The following is a 21,370-nucleotide window of genomic DNA, read 5'->3' on the forward strand; positions in this document are numbered from 1 at the left end:
GCGGTTGAGGCTTGGGCGGCTGGGGCTGTAGGACGCGGGCAGTGAAACGCGGGCGGTGCAAGGGGCGGCGCTTGGGGCGGCTGGGCGCAAGCATACGCCAGCCAAGCATACGCCACAGCCCACATCCCAAGCCGAGGCCACTGCGGGGATAATCGGGCGGCCCCCATTTTGCACGTGAGCCGCCCGCGCCTTGATTATCGAGTTTCCCGAATCCCTGCCTGTAAGCGCCCAGCGCCAGGCGATCGAAGCCGCCTTGCGCGCGCACCAGGTGATCGTGGTGTGCGGCGAGACCGGTTCCGGCAAAACCACCCAGTTGCCCAAGATCGCGCTGGGCATGGGGCGCGGCCGCCTGCACGCCCGCCCGGGCGAGCGCGGGCGCTTGATCGGCCACACCCAGCCGCGCCGCATCGCCGCCAGTTCGGTGGCCAGCCGCATTGCGCAAGAGCTCGGCACGGCGCTGGGCGAGGTGGTGGGCTACAAGGTGCGCTTCCAGGACCGGCTCAGCCCCGGGGCCTCGATCAAGCTCATGACCGACGGCATTTTGCTGGCCGAAACCCAGACCGACCCGCTGCTGCAGGCCTACGACACGCTGATCATCGATGAGGCGCACGAGCGCAGCCTGAACATCGATTTTTTGCTCGGCTACCTGCGCCAGATTTTGCCGCGCCGGCCGGACCTGAAGGTGATCATCACCTCGGCCACCATCGACGCCGAGCGCTTTGCGCGCCACTTCGAGTCGGCCCAGGGGCCGGCGCCGGTGCTCAATGTGGAGGGCCGCAGCTTTGCGGTGGAGCAGCGCTACCGCCCCTTTGAGGAAAGCCGCGACTACGGCCTCAACGAAGCCATTGCCGACGCCGTGGACGAGCTCTGGCGCGGCGGCGCGCTGGCTGGCGACGTGCTGGTGTTTTTGCCCGGCGAGCGCGAAATCCGCGAATGCGCCGACCACCTGCGCCAGCACCTGAGCCACCAGCCGGTGCTGCGCCAGACCGAGGTGCTGCCGCTGTTTGCGCGCCTGAGCCAGGGCGAGCAAGAGCGCATCTTCCGGCCCAGCGGCGCGCGGCGCATCGTGCTGGCGACCAACGTGGCCGAAACCTCGCTCACCGTGCCCGGCATCCGTTACGTGATCGACTCGGGCCGGGCGCGCGTGAAACGCTACAGCCTGCGCAGCAAGGTCGAGCAGTTGCTGGTCGAGCCGATCAGCCAGGCGGCGGCCAACCAGCGCGCTGGGCGCTGTGGTCGGGTGGCCGACGGCGTCTGCATCCGCCTCTACGACGAGGCCGATTACCAAGGGCGGCCGCGCTTTGGCGACCCGGAGATTTTGCGCTCCTCGCTGGCGGCGGTGATTTTGCGCATGAAGTCGCTGCGCCTGGGGGCGGTGGAGGATTTTCCTTTTCTGGAGGCGCCTTCGCAGCGCGCCATTACCGACGGCTACCAGTTGCTGCAAGAGCTGGGTGCGCTCGACGAGGGCTTGCAGCTCACCGCCTTGGGCACCGAGCTGGCGCGCCTGCCGCTGGACCCGCGCGTGGGGCGCATGATCCTGGAGGCGCGCGAGCGCCACGCGCTCGACGAGGTGCTGGTGCTGGCCAGCGCGCTCACGGTGCAGGATGTGCGCGACCGCCCCTTGCAGGCGCAAGCGCAGGCAGACCGGGCGCACGCGGCCTTCGACGACGACAAGAGCGAGTTCGTGGGCTACCTCAAGCTCTGGCGCTGGCTGGAGCAGGCGCGCAGCGGCAAGCCCAGTGCGGCCGCAGCGCCCGTTGTGGACCAAGCCGCCGGTGCAGCCGGTGCCGGGGCCAGCAGGGCTAAAGGGCGGCCCACTGAGGGCTTGGCCGATGCCACTGGATTGGCGCTGGCTGCGCCGCAGCACAAGCCGAGCCAGCGCCAGTACGAGGCGCTGCTGCGCCAGCACTACCTGAATCCGCGCCGGGTGCGCGAGTGGCGCGACATCCACAGCCAGTTGCACACCGTGGTGGCCGAGCACGGCTGGAAGCTCAACACCGCCCCGGCCAGCAGCGAGCAGTTGCATTTGTCCCTGTTGGCGGGCTTGCTCGGGCACGTGGGCTGCAAGCACGAGAGCGAGGCGCATTACCAGGGCGCACGCGGCATTCGCTACTACCCGCATCCGGGCGCGCGTTTGAGCAAAAAGCCGGGGCGCTGGATCGTTTGCGCCGAGCTGGTCGAGACCACGCGCCTGTTTGGCCGTGGCATTGCCGCCATCGATCCGCAGTGGCTGGAGCAGGTGGGCGCGCATTTGCTGAGCAAGCAGGTGCTCGATCCGCGCTGGGAGAAAAACGCCTGCCGGGTGGTGGCCTCCGAGCGCGCCACGCTTTATGGCTTGCTGATCTACAACCAGCGCCGGGTCGATTACGCGCGCGTCGATCCGGTCGGGGCGCGCTCGATCTTTATCCGCCAGGCGCTGGTGGCGGCCTTGGAGGAGGAGGTGTGGCCGCCCGATTTCGAGCGCCGTCTGCCTTTTTTGGCCGGCAACCGCCAGGTGCTGGCGCAGGTGCAGGCGCTGGAACACAAGTCGCGCCGCCAAGACGTGCTGGTCGATGAGGAGCTGATCTACGCCTTTTACGACAGCCAGTTGCCGCCCGACCTGAGCAGCGGGCAGGAGCTGGAGCGCTGGTACCGCGCCCACGTGCGCCAGCAACCCGAGCTGCTGCGCCTCAAGCGCGAGGAGCTGATGCGGCATCAAGCCGCGGGCGTGACCAGCGTGGCTTTTCCGCCCACGCTGGCGCTGGGTGGCACCGAATGCAGCGCCAGCTACCTGCACCAGCCGGGTGATGCGCGCGACGGCCTGAGCGTGGCGCTGCCGATCTTTGTGCTCAACCAGGCCAGCGAGGAGCGCTGCGAATGGCTGGTGCCGGGGATGCTCAAAGAGAAAATCAGTGCCCTGCTCAAGAGCCTGCCGCAAAAGCCGCGTGCGCGCCTGCTGCCGCTGCCCGAGACCGCCGGGCAACTGGCCACGGAGCTGAGCCAGCCCGGGCACTGGGCCCAGGGCAGCCTGATCGAGGCGCTGCTGGCGCGCGTGCGCACGCGCACTGGGCTGGATGTGAAGCGCAGCGATTTCAAGCTCGACATGCTGCCCGTGCACCACTTTATGCACCTGCGCGTGCTGGATGAACACGGGCGCCAACTCGGCCAAGGGCGCAGCCTGGCCGCCCTCAAGGCCGAACTGGGCGCGCAGGCGCGTGGGGCCTTCCAGGCGCTGGCGGGCTTGCAACTGGCGGCGCGGGTGGGTGCGGGAGCGGGAGCGGGTGCGAGCACGGCAGTGGGTGTGGGTGTGGCTGCGGTGCCAGCCTCGGTGCCGCCTGCGGGGCGCTCCGGTGCCCGCCAAGCCGCTGCTGCGCCGCCGGCCCGCGCTCCATCTGCCGAGCGCAAGCAAACAAACGATCCAAGCACCCAAGGCCAAGCCGCCCACGCCCAGTCTGCCCCGCGCAAGCAAGCAGCCGTTCCAAGCCACCAAGCCCACGCCCCAGCAACCCAAGCCCATGCCCAAGCCACCACCGCCACCGAGCGCTACCGCGCTTGGACCTTTGGCGACTGGCCCGAGCTGATGGAGCTGGCCAGTGGCGACCACACTGTAATCGGTTTTCCGGCGCTGCTCGACGCCGGCGACGCCGTGAGCTTGGCGGTCTATGACGAGCCCGAGGCGGCGGCGCGCCAGCACCGCGCCGGGCTGCGTCGGCTGTTTGCGCTGCAACTGCGCGAGGCGCTCAAGCAACTCGAAAAAAGCCTGCCCGGCTTGCAGCAAATGGCGGTGTCGTACCTGGCGCTGGGCTCGCTGGAGGAGCTGCGCGGCCAGATCATCGAAGTGGCGCTGGAGCGCGCTTTCATGGCCGAGCCGTGGCCGCGCAACGCCGCCGAATTCCAGCAGCGGCTGGACCAAGGGCGTAGCCGCCTAGGGCTGATCGCGCAGGAAGTGGCGCGCCAAGCGGCGGCCGTGCTGGTCGAATACGCCGCCGTGGTGCGCAAGCTCAAAGAGGGCAAGTTTGAGGCGCAGCCGCTGGCCGACGCCCGATCCCAGTTGCAGCGCCTGGTGGGGCCGCGCTTTCTGGCCGAAACCCCGTGGGCGGCGCTGCAACACCTGCCGCGCTACCTGAAGGCGATTTTTCTGCGGCTCGACAAGCTGCGCGCCGACCCGGCCCGCGACGCCGCGCACATGGCCACCGTGCGCGCCCAGGAGCAGCGCTACACGCGCCTGCTGGCCGAGCGCAAGGGCGTGCCCGATGCGCGCTTAGACGAGCTGCGCTGGCTGCTGGAGGAGCTGCGCGTGAGCCTGTTTGCGCAGGAGCTGCGCACGCCGCAGCCGGTGAGCGTCAAGCGGCTCGACAAGCTCTGGGCGCAACTGGCGGCCTAAAACCCACCGCTGCCGCTGCCGCTGCCGCTGGCACCGCCGCGGGTGCTCACAAGCGCGCCAGCCGCAGCAGCGCCGCTTCCAGCGTGGCCTCGCGCTTGGCAAAGCAAAAGCGGATCAGGCGCTGCTCGCGGCCGTCGCCGTAAAAGGCCGATAGGGGAATGGCGGCGACGCCGATCTCGCGCGTCAGCCAGCGGCAGAACTCGGTCTCGGGCAAGTCGCGCTCGGGCACCGCCAAATGGGCGTAGCGCACGCACTGGAAATAGGTGCCTTCGCAGGGCAGCAGCTCAAAGCGCGTGCGCGCCAGCCCGGCGCGAAAGCGGTCGCGCTTGGCGGCGTAAAAATCGGGCAACTGCAGGTAGGGGGCCGGGTCGGCCAGGTAGGCCGCCAGCGCGTGCTGCATCGGCGTATTCACGGTGAACACATTGAACTGGTGCACCTTGCGAAACTCGGCCATCAGCGGCGCCGGGGCCAGCACGCTGCCCACCTTCCAACCGGTGACGTGAAAAGTCTTGCCAAAGCTGCTCACCACCAAGGCGCGCGCCGCCAGCCCGGCAAAGCGCGCCGCGCTCTGGTGCAGTTGGCCGTCAAAGACCATGTGCTCATAGACCTCGTCGCTGATCAAAATCACCTCGGTCGGCGCGAGCAGCTCTTGCAGGCGCAGCATGTCGGCGCGCTGCCAGACGCGGCCGCTGGGGTTGTGCGGGCTGTTGATGAGCATGGCCCGGGTGCGCGGGCCGATGGCGGCGGCGATGGCGTCCAAGTCGGGCCCAAAATCGGCGCGCAGCGGCACCCGAACCGCCACGCCACCGGCCAGTTCGATATTGGGCACGTAGCTGTCGTAGCAGGGCTCGAGCACGATCACCTCGTCGCCCGGCTGCACCACGGCCAAAATGGCGCTGAAAATGGCTTGCGTGGCCCCGGCGGTGACGGTGATTTCGTGCTCCGGGTCGTAGCGGCGGCCATACAGCGCTTCGGTTTTGCGCGCCAGCGCCTGGCGCAGCGCCGGCACGCCGGGCATCGGCGGGTACTGGTTGTGGCCGGCGCGCAGGGCCGCCTCGACCGCGTCCAGCAGGCGCGGGTCGCAGTCGAAGTCGGGGAAGCCCTGCCCGAGGTTGACGGCGGCGCACTCGTTGGCCAGCGCCGACATCACGGTAAAAATCGTCGTGCCCACGGCGGGCAGGCGGCTGCGCACGGCCGGGGTGGGCGGGGCGGCGGGATCGGGGCGCAGTTCGGTGGCGGGCATACGCGGTTTCACAGTTCAAAATCGGTGCCGCCGCCCAACATCGCCTTGTTGATGAGCTCGCGCGACAGGCGATCGCTTAAAAACTCGGCAAAGCGCAGCACGAACTGGCGCAAATAGGCCCCGCGCTTGAACGCCACCCGGCTCACGTTCTGGCCAAACAGGTGCCCCAGTGGGCGCGCCACCAGCTCCGGGCTGCGTTCCTCGCCCTGCATCGCCATTTCGGCCACGATGCCCACGCCCAGCCCGAGCTTGACGTAGGTCTTGATCACGTCGGAGTCGATCGCTTCGAGCACGATGTGGGGTTTGAGTTGGCGCTGGGCAAAGGCGGTGTCGATGCGGGTGCGGCCGGTGTAGGAGGGGTGGTAGGTGATCAGCGGCACCTGCACCAAGTCTTCGAGCGCGATGCGTTCGCGCTCTAGCAGCGGGTGCCCCGCGGGCAGCACCAGCGTGTGCTGCCAGTCGTAGCAGGGCAGGGTGATGAGCTCGGGGTGGTCGCTGAGCGCCTCGGTGGCGATGCCGATGTCGGCCACGTCGTCGAGCAGCATGCGCGCCACCTGCTCGGGCGCGCCCTGGTGCAGGCTGATCGAGACCTTGGGGTAGGCGTGGCGCAGCTTGGCCACCGCAGCCGGCAGCACGTAGCGCGCCTGGGTGTGGGTGGCGGCGATGCTGAGCGCGCCACTGTCTTGGGCCGCGTACTGGGCCCCGATGCGTTTGAGGTTGTTGACCTCGCGCAGGATGATCTCGATGCTGCGCAGCACCTGCTGCCCCGGTTCGGTGACGCGCTTGATGCGCTTGCCGTGGCGGGCAAAAATATCGATGCCGAGTTCGTCTTCGAGCTCTAGGATGGCCTTCGAGACGCCGGGCTGCGAGGTGTGCAGCGCCTTGGCCGCTTCGGTCAGGTTGAGGTTGCGGCGCACTGCCTCCTGGACGAAACGGAACTGGTGCAGATTCATGGCTTGGATTCTGCCACGGCCAGTTCGGCCAGCAGCGCCAGCAGGCGCGGCTGTTCGGTGGGGGTGGGCAGCCACTCGAAGCGCACGCTAGGGTGCGCCTGTTGCAGCGCCTCGGCCAGCCGGGGCAAATCTTGGCGGGCGTGTTTTCCCAGGCCAAAAAACAGCGGCAGCACACGCAGCGTGGTGGCCCCGGCGGCCACCAGTTCGGCTGCGGCTTCGGGCAGGCTGGGGCCGCACAGCTCCAGATAGGCGCAGCGCACCGGACTCTGCGGTGCTCGGGCGGCCACGGCCTGCGCCACCGCCTCGATGGCTCCAAACCACTGCGGGTCGCGCGAGCCATGCGCCAATACGATCACTCCCAGCATAAGCTACATCTTTGTAAATGTGGGGCCAAGCGCGCTAGCGCCGCAGCACCAACCAGCCAAAGGCCCCCAGCGAGGCCACCGAATACAGCAGCGAGGGCGCGGCCGCCGCCAGCCACGGTCGCCACGCCAGCAAGTTGCCGACGTAGCCAAACATATTGCTCAGCAACACGAAGCTCAGCCCCAGCATGACGCCGGCAAACACATAGGCCGCCAGCCCCTTGGAGCGGAAATGCAGGTAGGCAAAGGGCAGCGCCAGCACCACCATCACCAAGCAACTCAAGGGAAAGAACAGCTTGCGCCAGAGCTCGATCTCGTAGCGCTGCGTGGCCTGCTGGTTGGCTTGCAGGTGTTCGATGTACTGGTACAGGCCCCAGGTGCTCATGCGATCCGGGCGCAGCAAGGCCACCGAGACCATGTCGGCGCTCAGGCCGGTGGGCCAGTCCAGCGTGGGCAGTTGCTGCGTGAGCAGGCGCGGCGGGCTGGCCTGGGTGTCGAACTGGTGCAGTTGCACCTGCTGCAATTCCCACAGCCCGCGCTCGGGCACCACGGTGGCGCGGGCCGCAGTCAGGGTGCGCGTGACGCGCCCCTCGGCGTCGAACTCAAACAACCGCACGCCCAGCAAGCCGCGTGCGCCCTCCAGCGCCGCCACATTGACCGACACCTGGTGCCCTTCGGTGCGCTCCTTGAGCCAGGCACCGGTCTGCCCGAGGCTCAGCGGCCCCTCATAAACCGCCTTCAGCCGCTGCGCCTGGCGATCGGTCCAGGGCGCCACGTAATCGCCCAGCACGAAGGTGAGGGCCGCAAAGGCCGCACCGAGCACCAGCATCTGGCGCAAGGCCCGGCCCGGCCCGAACCCGCTGGTGCGCAAAATGGTGAACTCCGAGCTTTGCGCCAAGCGCACCAAGCCAAACACCGAACCGATCAGCACCGCAATCGGCAGCAGCTCGTACAAATGGCTAGGCAGTTTCAAGCCCACGTAGAGCAGGGCCTGCGGCAGGCCGTACTCGAGCGCGGGATCGAAGGGCGAGCGCTGGCCGAGCGCGGGCAGTTCTTCGATCAGGTCAAAGAAGGCAAACAGCGCCAAAAAAGCCAGCGCCACCAAGCCGATCGCCCACAGCAGCTCGCCGTAGATCAGTTTGCGCAGCGTTTTCATGCCGGGGCTGCGCGCCACCACGGCCGCGTCCAGTTCAGCTCCCAGCCCCAATGGCGTTTGGCCAGCCAGAGCGCGCAAGCGGCCCCCACGCCGCCATGCAAGGCCAGCATGAAGGCCAAGGCGGAGACCTCGCCGGTGCCGATCCAGCGCTGCCCCATGGTCATCAGGTTGTAGTAGAAAATGAAGCCAAACAGCAGGAACAACACGTTGCCGCTCTTGTTGGCGCGCGGGTTGCTGGTGGACAGCGCCAGCGCCATCAGCACAAAGTTGAAGGCCGCCAGCGCCAGCCCGATCCGCCACGCCAGCTCACCTTGGTTGGCCGGGGAGGGGTCGGTGAACAGGGTCCAGGTGGGGCGCGACTTGAGCCCCTGCGCCACCCCGGCGGGCAGGGCCGGTTGATCGATCAGGATGCGGTAGCTGGCAAATTCACTCACCTGCACCTGGCCGGGCTGGCCCGGTCGGTCGAACAGCAGGCGCTGGCCATGGTTCACTTGCAGCCACTGCTGCTGGTCGATCGACTCGACGCGCCCGCTGGCGGCGCTGATCAAGATGCGGCTGCCATCGGTTTCGGTGCTGTAGACAAAGATGTTGCGCGCCATGGTGGGCTGCTGTGGGTCTTGCTCGATGAAGAACACGCGCCGTCCGTCGGCGCTTTCCATGAACTGTCCGGCTTGCACCCGCTCGAGCGCGCCGCGTTGCTGAAAGCGGTCGCGCAACTGCTCGGCCTGCTGATTGGCCCACGGCCAGACCAGCAGCACCATCAGGGCGATCACCGCCAGCACCGGCCACGCAAAGTGAAACACCGGCCTCAGAAAAGCCGCCAGGCCGCGGCCGCTGGAGTACCAGATCACCATTTCGCTTTCGCGGTGCATGCGCGTCAGCGTCGAGGCCACGGCAATGAACAAGGCGATGGTGAGCACGATCGGCAGCCGGCCCACCACGGTGTAGGTCAGGACCAGCACAATTTCTTGCGGATTGATGCGCCCCTGGTCGGCTTGGCCGAGGGTGCGAATGAGCAGCATGGTGACGACGATCACCAACAGCACCAGCAGCGTGGCGCCAAAACTGCGCGCCAGTTCACGGCGCAAGGAGGAATGGAATAACATCGTCAAAAAACCACTTGAGCCCCGATTATGGACTTTGAACTCAAAACCCTCACGCTGCCACAAGCCACCGACGTGGCCGCTGACGCTTTGATCCTGCTCTGGCCCGATCGTGCCGATGCCGATGCCGATGCCAACACCGATTTGGCGCAATGGGCGCGCGCCGCCGTGGCCGACGCCGACATCGAGCAGGCCGTGGGCAGCGTGTTGCTGGCGCACCGCCTGCCCGGGGTGCAGGCGCGCAAGGTGGCGCTGGTGCGCAGCGGCGATGGCAGCCCAGCCGCCACGCGCAAGGCGGTGCTGGCGGCAATGGCCGCGCTCAAGCTCGGCAGCGCCCAGCGCTTGCTGCTGTGGGCGGGTGACGTCAGCGCCGGGGCGCTGGCGGCGCTGCTGCAGGCCACCGCCGAGGCCAGCTACAGCTACACCCACACCAAGCCCAAGGCGAAGGCGCGCACCCTGCAAAGCGTGACGGTCGGGGTGCGCGATGCGGCGGCGCTGCAAGCGGCTCTGGCCCAGGCCCAGGCCTGCGTGAAGGGGGTGGAATGGGCCAAGGAATGGGCCAACCGCCCGCCCAACCACGCCACCCCCACGCGGCTGGCCGAGGCGGCGCAGCAGTTGGCGCAAGGCAAACGCTTGCAGGTCGAGGTGCTGGGCCCCCAAGAAGTGGCCAAGCTGGGCATGGGGGCCTACTTGGCGGTGGCACAGGGCTCGCAAGAGCCGCTGCGCTTCATCGTGCTCAAGTACCAGGGCGCACCCAAGGCCAGTGCGCCGGTGGTGCTGGTGGGCAAGGGCATCACCTTCGATACCGGCGGCATCAGCCTCAAGCCCGGCCCCGAGATGGACGAGATGAAGTTCGACATGGGCGGTGCCGCCGCCGTGCTGGGCACCTTTGTGGCGCTGGCCGAGCTGCAACCGGCGCTCAACGTGATCGGGCTGGTACCCTGCTGCGAAAACATGCCCGACGGGCGCGCCGTCAAGCCCGGCGATGTGGTCACCAGCCTGAGCGGGCAGACGATCGAAATCCTCAACACCGACGCCGAAGGGCGGCTGATTTTGTGCGACGCGCTCACCTACGCAGCGCGCTTCAAGCCGCGCGCCCTGATCGACGTGGCCACCCTCACCGGGGCTTGCGTGATCGCGCTGGGCAATCTGCGCGCCGGCCTCTACAGCAACCGCGACGAACTGGCGCAGGCCCTGCAAGCGGCGGGCGACGCCACGCTGGACCCGTGCTGGCGCATGCCGCTCGACGACGAATATGAAGAAGGCTTGAAATCCAACTTCGCCGACATGGCCAACATCGCTGGCCGCCCGGCCGGTTCGGTGACGGCGGCCAAGTTCCTGCAAAAATTCGTCGCCCCCGAGCAAGCGTGGGCGCATTTGGATATTGCGGGCGTAGCTTGGAAGAGCGGCGCCAGCAAAGGGGCCACCGGCCGCCCGGTGGCCTTGCTGCTGCAGTACCTGCTCGACGAGGCGGCGCGCATGGCCAAGGAATCGGTTCCTATGCCCAAGGCCGCCGCCGCAGGCGCCAAGCGGGGCAAGCGCTGAATGCGTCTGTCCACCAAGCCCACCCCTTGGGCGGCTGCTGAGGCCGCAACGGCCACGCCTGCACGATGAACGCCATTGCTTTTCACTTCAATGTGCCGGCCCCCGTGCCCTACCTGTGCCGCTTGCTGCGCAAGGCCACCCATGCCGGCCAGCGCGCATGGGTCTTGTTGCCGCCTGCGCTGGCGCACGAGCTCGACGTTGCGCTCTGGACCTTTGCCCCAGAGGAGTTCATCGCCCATGCGCGCCACGCAACGGTCGAGGCCGAGGAGTCGGGGCAAGTGGGCTCAGGCCAGTGCTTGTGGCAGCGTTCGCCGGTGGTGCTGGCGGCCCAGTTGATCCCGCAAGCCAGCGACTGGCCGTTGCTGATCAACCTGCTGGAGCCGGTGCCAGAGGGTTTCGAGCGCTTCGGGCGCCTGATCGAAATCGTGCCGCAAGACGAGGCACTCAAGCAAGCCGCGCGGCTGCGCTGGCGCCATTACAGCCAGCTCGGTCTGGCGCTCAAGCACCACGACGCCGCTGCATGAGGGTGCAGCGGCCGCGGGGCTGAGGGCCAAGGGCTGATGATGACGAGGGCTGGGCGATCAGGACAGTTGCGTGCTGATCAGCTTGGTCATCTCAAACATCGACACCTGAGGCTTGACGAAAATCGGCTGCAGCTTGGCGTCGGCGTTGATCATGCGCTTGTTGGCCGGGTCTTGCAGTTTGTGTTTTTTGATGTATTCCCACACCTTTTTGGTCACTTCGGTGCGTGGCATGGGTTTGCTGCCGATCACCGCGGCCAAGGCAGCGCTGGGGGTCATGGGCTTCATGAAGGCCGCATTGGGGGTGCGCTTGGCGGGCGCATCGGCGGCGGCCGGGGCGGGAGCGCTGACCTTGGGGGCAGCTACCTTGGTGGCGGCCGCTTTGGGAGCGGCTTTTGCAGCCGGTGCAGCGGCGCTGGGTGCTGGGGCAGCAGCAGCTTGGGTGGTGGGAGCCTTCGCAGCAGGAGCTTTTTTTGCAGTTGCCATTTGTTGAATCCTTCTGTGGGTTGGTCTTCGCCACGGCAGCGGCATATTGCCATGCGCAGCGCCTTGGCATCCTAAACCGAAAGTGGGTCATTTGGCCGACACGAAGCGGCAATTTTTTTGTCATTGTGCGGCGCTGCCAAGCCGCGTGGCTTAAGGCGCGCGCAGGCCTTGGTAGAGCATGAACGCGGCCAGCGCGTAGAGCACCAGCGCGAACAGGCGCTTGAGGGGCTTGACCGGCAGCGCATGCGCCGCCCGTGCGCCCAGCGGGGCGCCGAGCACGCTGGCCAGCGCAATCACCAGCAGGGCGGGCAGAAAAATGTAGCCCAAAGAGGCGTCGGGCAAGCCGGCAACCCTTTGCCCGGCCAGCGCATAGCCGGCTGAGTTGGCCAGCGCGATCGGAAAGCCCAGTGCGGCGCTGGTGGCCACCGCCTGGTGCATGGCGACGTTGCACCAGACCAGAAACGGCACGCTGATGAAGCCGCCGCCCGCACCCACCAAGCCCGAGAAAAAGCCGATCCCCCCACCGGCGGCCAACTGGCCCGTGGGGCCAGGCAGGGTGCGGCTGGCGGCCGGTTTTTTGTCGAGCCACATCTGGGTGGCTGAAAACGCCACAAAAACCGCAAACACCAAGGCCAGGGTTTGGCCACCCAAAGCGGCAAATACACCCAGGCTGGCCAGCGCCGCACCCAGCACGATGCCGGGCGCCAAGCGGCGCACGATGTCCCAGCGCACCGCCCCGCGCCGGTGGTGCGCGCGCACGCTCGAGAGCGAGGTGAAGACGATGGTGGCCATGCCGGTGGCAATCGCCATTTTGACCGCCAAGCCCGCTTCGACGCCTTGGTTGGCCATGATGACCGTCAGAAACGGCACCAGCACCATGCCGCCGCCTATGCCCAGCAGCCCGGCCAGAAACCCCCCGCAAAGCCCAAGAGCCAGCAGTTGCAGCACCAAGAGCGGGTCGAGCGCAGCGAAGAAAGACAAGGGGGTTGGGGTTTGGAGGGGCAGACCGGCACAAGACCTTGGGCGCGCCATAAAAATTAGGTGTCTGCCGCCGGACCGGACCGGCATCCTGAACGGTCGGGTTCAGGTGGGCCGGGGCAGCGCAGCTTCGGGTTCATCTGACGCGAGACGATCACACCCACTGCACAATGTACCCAGCCCGGGCTCCAAGAGCATTGGTTCAAGGAAATATAAAGCCCGGCAACGGCGGCAGACGGCTCTATTCTAGACGCAAAAAAACAGAGCAACCCAAGCTTCCGAGTGCCATCAAGGGCTTTGCCGCGGTGCAGCACATTGGGTTTGAGCGCCGGCAGGTGCGCCCAAGGGATAGCCTGGGTTTAAATCAGCCGCCCGTCTTGGGTCAGCGCCTGGTCCAGGCGCTCCAGCAGCTGCTGCAGGCGGGTTTCTTGCAAGCGGTCGCTGGGGTCGGTCCATTCACCCGCTTCGGTCTGGCCAAACGAGGTGTTGCGAAAATTGCCCAGTTCTTTTTGGTGCAACTCATAGGCAATATTGAGTGCGGCCAGCACGGCAATCCGGTCGCGCGCCTTGACCTTGCCGGCATCGCGGATGCGGCACATGGCGGCATCGACCTTGGTCACCGCTTCGCGCAGCGCAGCCTCGCCACCGGTCGGGCAAGCCAGCAGATAGCTCTGGGCCATGATCTGGACTTCGATTTGCTTGATGGGGGGCTGATTCATGGGCGGCTGTCGTCGGACTCGGCGGGCAGTTGCTCGATCAGGGCATCAAGCCGTTGGCGCACGGCTTGTGACTGCAGGCGCAGCAAATCGCGCTCCTGGCGCAGCGCCTCGACCTGCTGCTGCAACAACTGGTTGGCGCGCAGCAGCTCCTCGTGGCGCAACAGCAGGCGGTTGACGCGTTCGGAAATATGGTCGATAGAGGTCTGGACGGGCATACAGCTTGCATTGTAGGCTGCTCTGGGCCCGTCTACAGCCCGTCCGCGCCCTTACAATTGCAACTGTTGGTGCTCGCTGCGCCTAGTCTGGCGCGGCGGTTAAACGGGAAGCAGGAGGGTTGCGGCCACATGGTCCGAAGCCCAACCTGCGCTGCCCCCGCAACGGTAAGTGGACGGGCCTCGGCTTCATTTTGAAGCCCGGCCCTGCTGTGTGCCCCTATCAGCCACTGGATGCCCTATGGGTAACCGGGAAGGCGGCACCGGTCGTTTCCACCAGCCCGGATACCGGCCAACAGGGTGGTTCGCGCCTGCCAAGGGCGGCGAGCCGTTGCGCCCATGCGCTGCCGGGGATGGTGGTGCGGGCCTATCTGTGGTGTTTCAATTTTTATGAAAAAGTCTGAACTGCGTGCCCGAGTGGCCGCAATTCCCGTGGCCGTTCTGGGTCTGGCGGGAGCTTTGGGGGTGTCTGGCGCGGCGGCGCAAGGCACGGAGCTGGAGGCGGTGGTGGTGACGGCCACGCGCACTCCGGTGCCGCCTGATCAACTCGCTGCACAGGTGGTGGTGATCGACCGAACTGCGATCGAGCAGGCCCAAGGGGCGACGCTGGCGGGTTTGCTGCAACGAGCCGCCGGGGTGCAGATCAGCAGCAGCGGCGGGCTGGGCAAGGCCTCCACCGTGTTCATCCGCGGCACCGAGGGGCGCCATGTGCTGCTGCTGATCGACGGTGTGCGCTATGGCTCGGCCACCTTGGGCACGCCGAACTGGGACAACCTGCCGCTGGCGGCGATCGAGCGCATCGAGGTGCTCAAGGGCCCGGCAGCCGCTCTTTACGGCAGCGACGCCGTGGGCGGCGTGGTGCAGATTTTTACCCGCCGTGGCCAGGAAGGGTTCCATCCCCACGCCGAACTGGGTTTGGGCGCATACGGGCGGCGCAGCGTGGCGCTGGGCGTGGCTGGCGGGCAGGGTGGCTTGAGCTACCGCTTCGGCGTTTCGAGCCTGCGCGAGAGCGGGTTTTCGGCCACCAATCCGGCCGTACCCTTCGGTTTGCACCACCCAGACGCCGATGGTTTCGAGCAAGATGCGTTGGATGCAAGCGTGCGGCTGGCGTTGGCTCCGGGCTGGGCCTTGTCAGCCAACGGGCTGCTGGCCAGTGGCGACAACGCCTTCGATTCGGGCTCCGGCGCCTTTGCGGTGCGGGGTTTGACGACCACGCGCGTGCTCGGGCTTGGGCTAGAGCGCACCTGGGCTGCCGGGGCGCGCACCCAACTGCGCTTGAACCGCGCCGACGACCTGACACGCAACTTCATGTCGGCTACCAACGCCTCGCACATCGACACCCGGCGCCGCCAGTGGACGCTGCAGCACGATCAGCCGACTGGCCTTGGCACCCTGACCTTGGGTGCGGAACATACCCGCGAGCAGGTCAACAGCAGTGTCGCCTACACGGTGCGCGAGCGCCGCATCGAGGGCGTGTTCGTCGGTCTGCAAGGCAGCGCTGGGCCGCACGCCTGGCAGGCCAGTGCTCGGCAAGATGACAACTCGCAGTTTGGCTCGGCCAGCACCGGCTCGCTCGCCTATGCGTTTGAATTTGCCGAAGGCTGGCGCATGCGTGCCGCGCACGGCACCAGTTTTAAGGTCCCCAGTTTCAACCAATTGTATTGGCCCGGGTTTGGCAACCCCAGCACCCAACCCGAACGCGGCCGCTCCAGTGAGATCGGGCTGAGTTACGAATTCGGCCAGCAGTCGCTGCAACTGACCCGTTTCGAGCAGCGCATCCGCGGCTTCATCACCGCCGCGCCGACGGTGGCCAACGTGCCCCGGGTGCAGATCGACGGCTGGAACCTGGTCTGGCAAGGCAGCGCAGATGACTGGCGCTGGCGCACCGACCTGGAGTTGCTGGAGGCGCGCAACCGCACCCCGGGGGCCAACTTCGATCGTCAACTGCCGCGCCGCGCCGAGCAGCAATTGGCTCTGAGCGTGGAGCGGGCCTGGGGCGACGCCTGGTGGTTGGGGGCCCACGCCCTGTTGGTGGGCGAGCGCTTCGACGACGCCGCCAACACCCAACGTCTGCCGGGCTACGGCAAGTTGGACCTTAGCGCCGAGCACCAGTTGTCTAGCGACTGGCGGCTGCAACTGCGCCTGAACAACGTGGGCGACAAGCGCTATGAAACCGCGCTGGGCTTCAACCAGCCCGGCCGCGCGCTTTTTGCCAGCCTAACATGGCAGCCGCAGCGCTGAAAGCCGGTGGCCACCTGTCCCGCTCTTTTGATTGCTGCCCCGGCGTCGGGGCAGGGCAAAACCAGTGTCACCTGCGGCTTGGCGCGTCTGCATGCGCGGGCCGGGCGGCGGGTGCAGGTATTCAAGTGCGGCCCTGATTTCCTCGATCCCCAATGGCTGGCACTGGCCAGCGGGCAGCCAGTGGACAATTTGGATCTGTGGATAAATGGCGAGGCCGATCTGCGCACACGGCTTTGCCATGCCTCCGAGAGCAATGAGGTGATTTTGATCGAGGGAGTGATGGGTCTGTTCGACGGCGAGCCCAGCGCGGCTGATTTGGCTCAGATGCTGGGCGTTCCCGTGCTGGCGGTGGTGGATGCCTCGGCCATGGCTCAGACATTTGGTGCCTTGGTGCATGGTTTGCGCCACTATCAGGGCGGGTTAAAGTGGGCGGGCGCCTTGGCTAACCGGGTGACCAGCGATGGCCATGCCCACGCGCTGCAGGCTTCAGTGACCGCTGGCCACGAGGATCCACTGCATGCGGGCTGGTTGGGCGCTTTGCGCTGGGATGCGGCTTTTGCCCTGCCAGAGCGGCACTTGGGCCTGACCGCCGCCAGCGAGCTGCCGGACGCCACGGCTAGGCTGGATGCCATGGCCGATGCCTTGGCCCTAACGCCTTTGGGTCAATTGGATTTTGTAGAGTGGCAGCGTTGGGCGGTGCGTTTTGACATGCCTGCCGAAGCGCCACCCGAGACACCGAAACTGCTGGCTGGTCGCACGGTGGCGGTGGCCCAAGATGCAGCCTTTTGCTTCATTTATCCCGCCAATTTGGCAACACTGGGCGCCTTGGGTGCGCGGGTTATGGCCTTTTCGCCCTTGGCCGACCATGCGCTACCCCCCTGCGACGCCGTCTGGTTACCCGGTGGCTACCCGGAGCTGCATGTCGAATCGCTGGCCCGCCTGCAGCGCACCCGGCATGGCTTGGCCGCCCATGTGGCAGCGGGCAAACCGCTGTGGGCTGAATGCGGGGGCATGATGCCCCTGTTTGAAGGATTGACGCTTGGTGACGGTCGTCGGCACCCCATGTGGAGTTTGTTGCCCGGAGAGGTCACCATGCAGCCACGCCTGGCGGCACTGGGGTCGCAACAATGGGATACGCCCCATGGCGCCTTGCGCGGGCACAGCTTTCACTACTCAACGGTCGACACCTCCCACCCCCCAGCCGCGCAGACCCAACCTGCGCGGCGCTTTGGGCGGCCCGAGGCGGTTTACCGCCATGGTGCCTTGCAGGCCAGTTATTTTCACGCATGGTTTGCGTCGTCTCCCAAGGCCACAGCGCACCTGTTTTTGCCGGAGGCCGCATGAAGCTGCCCGGACCGCAGCGCATTGTCTGTTTGACCGAAGAAACCACGGAGTGGCTGTATCTGCTCGGACAGGAGGCGCGCATCGTCGGCATCAGCGGCTACACGGTGCGGCCGCGCCGGGCCCGGGAAGAAAAACCCAAGGTGAGTGCTTTTCTGAGTGCCAAGATCGACAAAATCCTGGCGCTGGAGCCAGACTGCGTGTTGGGTTTTTCCGACCTGCAGGCGGACATTGCGGCAGCGCTGATCCGCGCCGGGGTGCAGGTGACCGTGTTCAACCAGCGCAGCGTGGACGGGATTTTTTCTGTGCTGTATCAAGTGGCGGCGATGGTGGGCTGTGTGGAGCAGGGTCAGCAGCGCATCAAGGCCATGCAGGCCCAACTCGACGCGATTGCGCAGGCCGCCACCGCGCAGGATGCCGCAGGTTTGCGCCGCCCCAGGGTTTTTTTCGAGGAATGGGACGAGCCCCACATCAGCGCCATCCGCTGGGTCTCGGAACTGCTGACGCTGGCGGGCGGCCAAGATGTGTTTGCCGAGCTGGCATTGCAGCCCTTGGGCAAAGATCGCATCATTGCCGATGGGGCTGAGATCGTGCGGCGTGTGCCCGACATGGTGATCGGTTCGTGGTGTGGCAAGAAATTTCGGGCCGAGAAGGTGGCTGCTCGTGCGGGTTGGGCTGACTTGCCGGCCGTGCGCAACGGGCAACTGTTCGAAATCAAGTCGGCCGACATCCTGCAACCCGGCCCTGCGGCTCTGACCGATGGAGTGGCCCAGTTGCATCGGTTAATCAATCAGTGGCGCATCCAATATGGCTGATACGGCACGTTTGGAACTCATCCTCGGCGGCCAAAAAAGCGGCAAGTCGCGCCATGCCGAGCAGCGGGCGCAGCAGTGGCTGGCGGGTGCGCCGGGGCGGCGCGCGCTGCTGCTGGCCACCGCCGTGCCCGGCGACGCGGAAATGCGCCAGCGCATCGAGCGCCACCAGCATGACCGGGCGCAGCGGGTGCCGGGCCTGCAAACGCGCGCAGTCGGGCAGGGCCTGGGGCCGGGCCGGATGCGCGAGTTGGCGCTGGCGCTGCAGCACGAGAGCGCACCGCAGACGCTGCTGCTGGTGGACTGCCTCACGCTGTGGCTGACGCAAGCGCTCATGCCGCCGCCGGGGCTGGCGCCACTGGCCGACAGCGAGGCGGCCATCGAGCACCTGTGCCACACCTTGGCCGCTCTGCCTGGGCCGGTGCTGCTGGTGGGCAACGAAATCGGGCTGGGCGTGATTCCACTGGGGGCCGAGGTGCGCGGTTTTGTGGACGAACTCGGGCGCCTGAACCAGACGCTGGCGGCGCGGGCGGATCGCGTCACCTTAATGGTGGCGGGCTGCCCGTTGCGGGTGAAAGGCGGGGATTGATGGCTACGGCGTTGCGTTTATCTTTCCGGTGGGTGTGGTGGTGGGCCATCGTGCTCATGGCTGGGCTGGTCCAGGCGCAGGCGCAGCCTATCCAGGTCACGGACGACCGCGGCCGCACGGTGCTGCTGCCCGCGCCGCCGCAGCGGGTGGTTTCGATCCTGCCCTCGCTCACCGAAACCGTGTGCGCACTGCAGCAGTGCCAGCGCCTGGTGGGGGTGGACCGTTTTTCCAACTGGCCCGCAGCGGTGCAGGCGCTGCCCCAAGTGGGGGGCGGGATCGACCCGAATATCGAGGCCATCGTTGCCCTGCGGCCCGATGTGGTGCTGGTGGCCACTTCCAGCCGGGGCAGCGAGCGGCTGGAGGCGCTGGGCCTGAAGGTGGTGGCGCTGGAGCCCAAAACCCATGCCGACGTGCAGCGGGTGCTGGGCACGGTGGCGCGGGTGCTGGGGTTGCCGCCGGGGGATGCGCAGCGCCTGTGGCACCAGATCGACGCGGGGGTGCAGGCGGCGGCGCAGTCGCTGCCGGCTGGGGTGCGCCAGACGCGGGTGTACTTTGAGGTAAACCGCGCGCCTTTTGCAGCCGGGGCTTCATCGTTCATCGGCGAGACGCTGACACGGCTGGGGGCGCAGAATATTGTGCCGGCTGAATTGGGGCCGTTTCCGAAATTAAACCCCGAGTTTGTGGTGCGCGCCAACCCCGACGTGATCATGGTGGGCGATCGCAACTTTGCCGGCCTGACCGACCGGCCGGGTTGGTCGCGCATCCGGGCGGTGAGTCGGGGCCAGATGTGTGTGTTCAGCAACCAAGAGGCCGATACCATCATTCGCCCGGGGCCGCGCATGGCCGAAGGCGCGCGCCTGTTGGCCGATTGTCTGCGGCGCTACGCCCAGCCGTGATGACCCAGGCCGCATCCACCCAAGCCGCCGCGCCCTCAAAGGCGGGCGCTGCCGTGCACGCCACGGCGGATCAAAGCCGCAGCGCCTGGCTGGCTTGGGTGTTGATGGGCGCGGCCGCCGTGCTGGTGCTGCTGGGCTTGGGGGTGGGAAGCACCGGCGTGGAGCCGGTTTGGACCATGCTGGCCGACCCGGTGGCGGCGCAGATTGTGTGGGACATCCGGGCCCCGCGCACGCTCGGCGCTTGGGCGGCAGGGGCGCTGCTGGGATTAGCAGGAGCGGTGGCCCAGGGCCTGTTTCGCAATCCACTGGCCGATCCGTTTTTGCTGGGCAGCGCGGCGGGTGCGTCGCTCGCCGTGGCGGTGACGCTGGTGGGCTTGGGGGTGTCGCCCTTTGCGGCGGCTTGGGTGGTGCGCTTGGGCCTGACGGGCGCGGCTTTTGTGGGGGCGGTTGCTGCGGTGCTGCTCACGCTGGCGCTGGCGCGCGGGGTGCAGCACACGTTTCGGCTGTTGCTGGCCGGCGTTGTGGTGGGCATGGTGCTGGGCGCACTCACCGCACTGGTCACCCTCATGGAGCCCGCTGTGCTGCAAGCCATGCAGGCTTTCATGCTGGGCTCCACGGGCTTTGTGGGCTGGTCTTCGTGGATCATCATGGCCTCGGTGGGGGCGGTTTGCGTGGCGGCGGCGTGGGCGCTGGCCAAAGTGCTCGACGGGCTGAGCCTGGGCGAAGCCACGGCGCAGAGCCTGGGCTTGCCGCTGGGGCCGCTGCGGGCGGCGCTGGTGGCCGTGATTGCGCTGGCCACCGGCGCGGCCGTGGCGCAGACCGGGCTGATCGCCTTTGTGGGCTTGGCGGCGCCGCATCTGGTGCGCGCCGTGGTCAAGACGACCCACGCCCGGCTGGTGTGGCTGTCTAGCCTGATGGGCGGCTTGCTGCTGCTGGCGGCCGATCTGCTGGCGCGCGGTTTGCTGGCCCCGCAGGAAATCCCGGTCGGGGTGCTCACGGCGGTGCTGGGCGGAGGCTATCTGCTGTGGTTGATGCACCGGAAGATGGCATGAGCACCTGCCCCGCACCCGCCATGCTGGCGGCGCACGAGCTCTGCGTTCAGCTTGGCCCGGCACGCCAGCCGCGTCGGGTGTTGCAGCGCGTGCAGGTGGCGGTTCATGGTGGCCGCTGGACCAGCATCGTGGGCCCCAACGGCGCCGGCAAATCGACCCTCTTGCGTGCGCTGGCCGGCCTGGTACCTTTTCAGGGGCGGGTGGAGTTGCAGGGCCGGCCTATACAAGACTGGTCGCAGCGCGAACGGGCCCGAGCGCTGGCGTGGCTGGCGCAAGGGGGGGCATCTGACATGGGGGCCGACGACCTGAGCGTGCGCGACGTAGCCATGCTGGGGCGCCTGCCGCACCAAGGCTGGCTGGCCGCGCCGAGCGCGGTCGACCATGCCGTGGTAGAGGCTGCCTTGCGCCAGACCCATGCCTGGGACTGGCGCGACCGTGCCTTTGGTGCCTTGTCGGGCGGCGAGCGCCAGCGCGTGTTGCTGGCCCGGCTGCTGGCGGTGCAGGCCCAGGTGCTGCTGATGGATGAGCCCCTGACGAGCCTGGATCCGCCGCACCAGGCGGACTGGCTGGCCTTGGTGCGCGAGCTGGTGGCGCAGGGCCGCACCGTGGTCAGTGTGCTGCACGAAATTTCCATGGCCCTCATGGCCGATGACGTGATCGTTATGCGCGAGGGCGGCATCACGTATCAGGGGCCAGTGAACCATCCCGACGCCCACGCGGCGATCTCAAAGGTGTTTGAGCACCGCCTGCGCATCCATGCCCTCGATGGGCGCTGGGTGGCATTGCCCCACTGATCAG

The 21,370-nt window shown here is 67.4% G+C and carries 19 protein-coding genes and 1 riboswitch; of the genes, 10 read left to right on the forward strand and 9 right to left on the reverse strand.

Annotated elements, in window-relative coordinates; translation table 11 throughout:
- Window positions 1–190 precede the first annotated feature (190 nt).
- Window positions 191–4,363 (forward strand): ATP-dependent RNA helicase HrpA, encoded by a 4,173-nt coding sequence (hrpA, locus tag SRAA_RS02010; protein ID WP_082039853.1) that lies wholly within the window; start codon window positions 191–193, stop codon window positions 4,361–4,363.
- A gap of 46 nt (window positions 4,364–4,409) precedes the next feature.
- On the opposite strand, the gene SRAA_RS02015 is transcribed toward hrpA, so the two are convergent.
- Genes SRAA_RS02015 through lptF form a run of 5 tightly spaced genes read right to left on the reverse strand, consistent with a single transcriptional unit; the run spans window position 4,410 to window position 9,183 of the window.
- Complete coding sequence (locus tag SRAA_RS02015; protein ID WP_045530681.1) at window positions 4,410–5,606, reverse strand: pyridoxal phosphate-dependent aminotransferase; 1,197 nt, start codon at window positions 5,604–5,606, stop codon at window positions 4,410–4,412.
- 8 nt (window positions 5,607–5,614) lie between these two features.
- Entirely contained in the window at window positions 5,615–6,559 is a 945-nt protein-coding gene (locus SRAA_RS02020; protein ID WP_045530682.1) for a CysB family HTH-type transcriptional regulator, read from the reverse strand.
- Window positions 6,556–6,924, reverse strand: a complete 369-nt coding sequence (locus SRAA_RS02025) for a sirohydrochlorin chelatase (RefSeq protein WP_045530683.1) — start codon at window positions 6,922–6,924, stop codon at window positions 6,556–6,558. The genes SRAA_RS02020 and SRAA_RS02025 overlap by 4 nt, the downstream gene beginning before the upstream one ends.
- Window positions 6,925–6,958: 34 nt before the next feature.
- Window positions 6,959–8,077, reverse strand: coding sequence for an LPS export ABC transporter permease LptG (lptG, locus tag SRAA_RS02030; RefSeq protein ID WP_045533109.1), 1,119 nt, complete (start codon window positions 8,075–8,077; stop codon window positions 6,959–6,961).
- Window positions 8,074–9,183 (reverse strand): LPS export ABC transporter permease LptF, encoded by a 1,110-nt coding sequence (gene lptF, locus SRAA_RS02035; protein ID WP_045530684.1) that lies wholly within the window; start codon window positions 9,181–9,183, stop codon window positions 8,074–8,076. The genes lptG and lptF overlap by 4 nt, the downstream gene beginning before the upstream one ends.
- 27 nt (window positions 9,184–9,210) lie before the next feature.
- On the opposite strand from lptF, the gene SRAA_RS02040 reads away from it, so the two are divergent.
- Entirely contained in the window at window positions 9,211–10,725 is a 1,515-nt protein-coding gene (locus SRAA_RS02040) for a leucyl aminopeptidase (protein ID WP_045530685.1), read from the forward strand.
- Window positions 10,726–10,790: 65 nt separating this feature from the next.
- Complete coding sequence (locus SRAA_RS02045; protein ID WP_045530686.1) at window positions 10,791–11,249, forward strand: DNA polymerase III subunit chi; 459 nt, start codon at window positions 10,791–10,793, stop codon at window positions 11,247–11,249.
- Between the two features lie 57 nt (window positions 11,250–11,306).
- On the opposite strand, the gene SRAA_RS02050 is transcribed toward SRAA_RS02045, so the two are convergent.
- The 4 genes from SRAA_RS02050 to SRAA_RS02065 form a co-directional block, all read right to left on the reverse strand.
- The gene (locus tag SRAA_RS02050) at window positions 11,307–11,732 is read right to left on the reverse strand and encodes an SWIB/MDM2 domain-containing protein (RefSeq protein WP_045530687.1); all 426 of its coding nucleotides are present in this window, start codon (window positions 11,730–11,732) and stop codon (window positions 11,307–11,309) included.
- Window positions 11,733–11,882: 150 nt separating this feature from the next.
- Window positions 11,883–12,713 carry a sulfite exporter TauE/SafE family protein gene (locus SRAA_RS02055; protein ID WP_034113814.1) on the reverse strand — a complete coding sequence of 277 codons (831 nt, stop codon included), beginning with the start codon at window positions 12,711–12,713 and terminating at the stop codon, window positions 11,883–11,885.
- Window positions 12,714–13,069: 356 nt separating this feature from the next.
- Window positions 13,070–13,414: a cell division protein ZapA gene (locus SRAA_RS02060; protein WP_045533110.1), complete on the reverse strand. Its 345-nt coding sequence runs from the start codon at window positions 13,412–13,414 to the stop codon at window positions 13,070–13,072.
- Between the two features lie 11 nt (window positions 13,415–13,425).
- Window positions 13,426–13,644 (reverse strand): hypothetical protein, encoded by a 219-nt coding sequence (locus SRAA_RS02065; protein ID WP_034113816.1) that lies wholly within the window; start codon window positions 13,642–13,644, stop codon window positions 13,426–13,428.
- A gap of 50 nt (window positions 13,645–13,694) precedes the next feature.
- Window positions 13,695–13,952, forward strand: a riboswitch (cobalamin riboswitch).
- A 106-nt stretch (window positions 13,953–14,058) separates the two neighbouring features.
- Between SRAA_RS02065 and SRAA_RS12580 the strand changes: the two genes are divergently transcribed.
- From SRAA_RS12580 to SRAA_RS02100, 7 genes are read left to right on the forward strand one after another with little or no spacing between them, the layout of a single operon-like run.
- Entirely contained in the window at window positions 14,059–15,882 is a 1,824-nt protein-coding gene (locus SRAA_RS12580; protein ID WP_197538517.1) for a TonB-dependent receptor domain-containing protein, read from the forward strand.
- Window positions 15,883–15,909: 27 nt separating this feature from the next.
- The gene (locus SRAA_RS02075) at window positions 15,910–17,226 is read left to right on the forward strand and encodes a cobyrinic acid a,c-diamide synthase CobB (protein WP_231849308.1); all 1,317 of its coding nucleotides are present in this window, start codon (window positions 15,910–15,912) and stop codon (window positions 17,224–17,226) included.
- On the forward strand, window positions 17,223–18,038 hold the full coding sequence (locus tag SRAA_RS02080) for an ABC transporter substrate-binding protein (protein WP_045530689.1): 816 nt from the start codon (window positions 17,223–17,225) through the stop codon (window positions 18,036–18,038). Before SRAA_RS02075 ends, SRAA_RS02080 begins: the two co-directional genes overlap by 4 nt.
- A complete protein-coding gene (locus tag SRAA_RS02085; RefSeq protein ID WP_045530690.1) occupies window positions 18,031–18,624 on the forward strand; it encodes a bifunctional adenosylcobinamide kinase/adenosylcobinamide-phosphate guanylyltransferase in 594 nt (197 codons plus the stop codon). The genes SRAA_RS02080 and SRAA_RS02085 overlap by 8 nt, the downstream gene beginning before the upstream one ends.
- Before the next feature lie 56 nt (window positions 18,625–18,680).
- The gene (locus SRAA_RS02090; RefSeq protein WP_231849309.1) at window positions 18,681–19,520 is read left to right on the forward strand and encodes an ABC transporter substrate-binding protein; all 840 of its coding nucleotides are present in this window, start codon (window positions 18,681–18,683) and stop codon (window positions 19,518–19,520) included.
- The gene (locus SRAA_RS02095; RefSeq protein WP_082039856.1) at window positions 19,520–20,572 is read left to right on the forward strand and encodes a FecCD family ABC transporter permease; all 1,053 of its coding nucleotides are present in this window, start codon (window positions 19,520–19,522) and stop codon (window positions 20,570–20,572) included. Before SRAA_RS02090 ends, SRAA_RS02095 begins: the two co-directional genes overlap by 1 nt.
- On the forward strand, window positions 20,569–21,366 hold the full coding sequence (locus tag SRAA_RS02100) for an ABC transporter ATP-binding protein (RefSeq protein WP_045530692.1): 798 nt from the start codon (window positions 20,569–20,571) through the stop codon (window positions 21,364–21,366). Before SRAA_RS02095 ends, SRAA_RS02100 begins: the two co-directional genes overlap by 4 nt.
- The last annotated feature ends 4 nt before the right edge of the window (window positions 21,367–21,370 follow it).

This window comes from Serpentinimonas raichei (assembly GCF_000828895.1).
In the GTDB taxonomy this organism is placed as follows: domain Bacteria; phylum Pseudomonadota; class Gammaproteobacteria; order Burkholderiales; family Burkholderiaceae_C; genus Serpentinimonas; species Serpentinimonas raichei.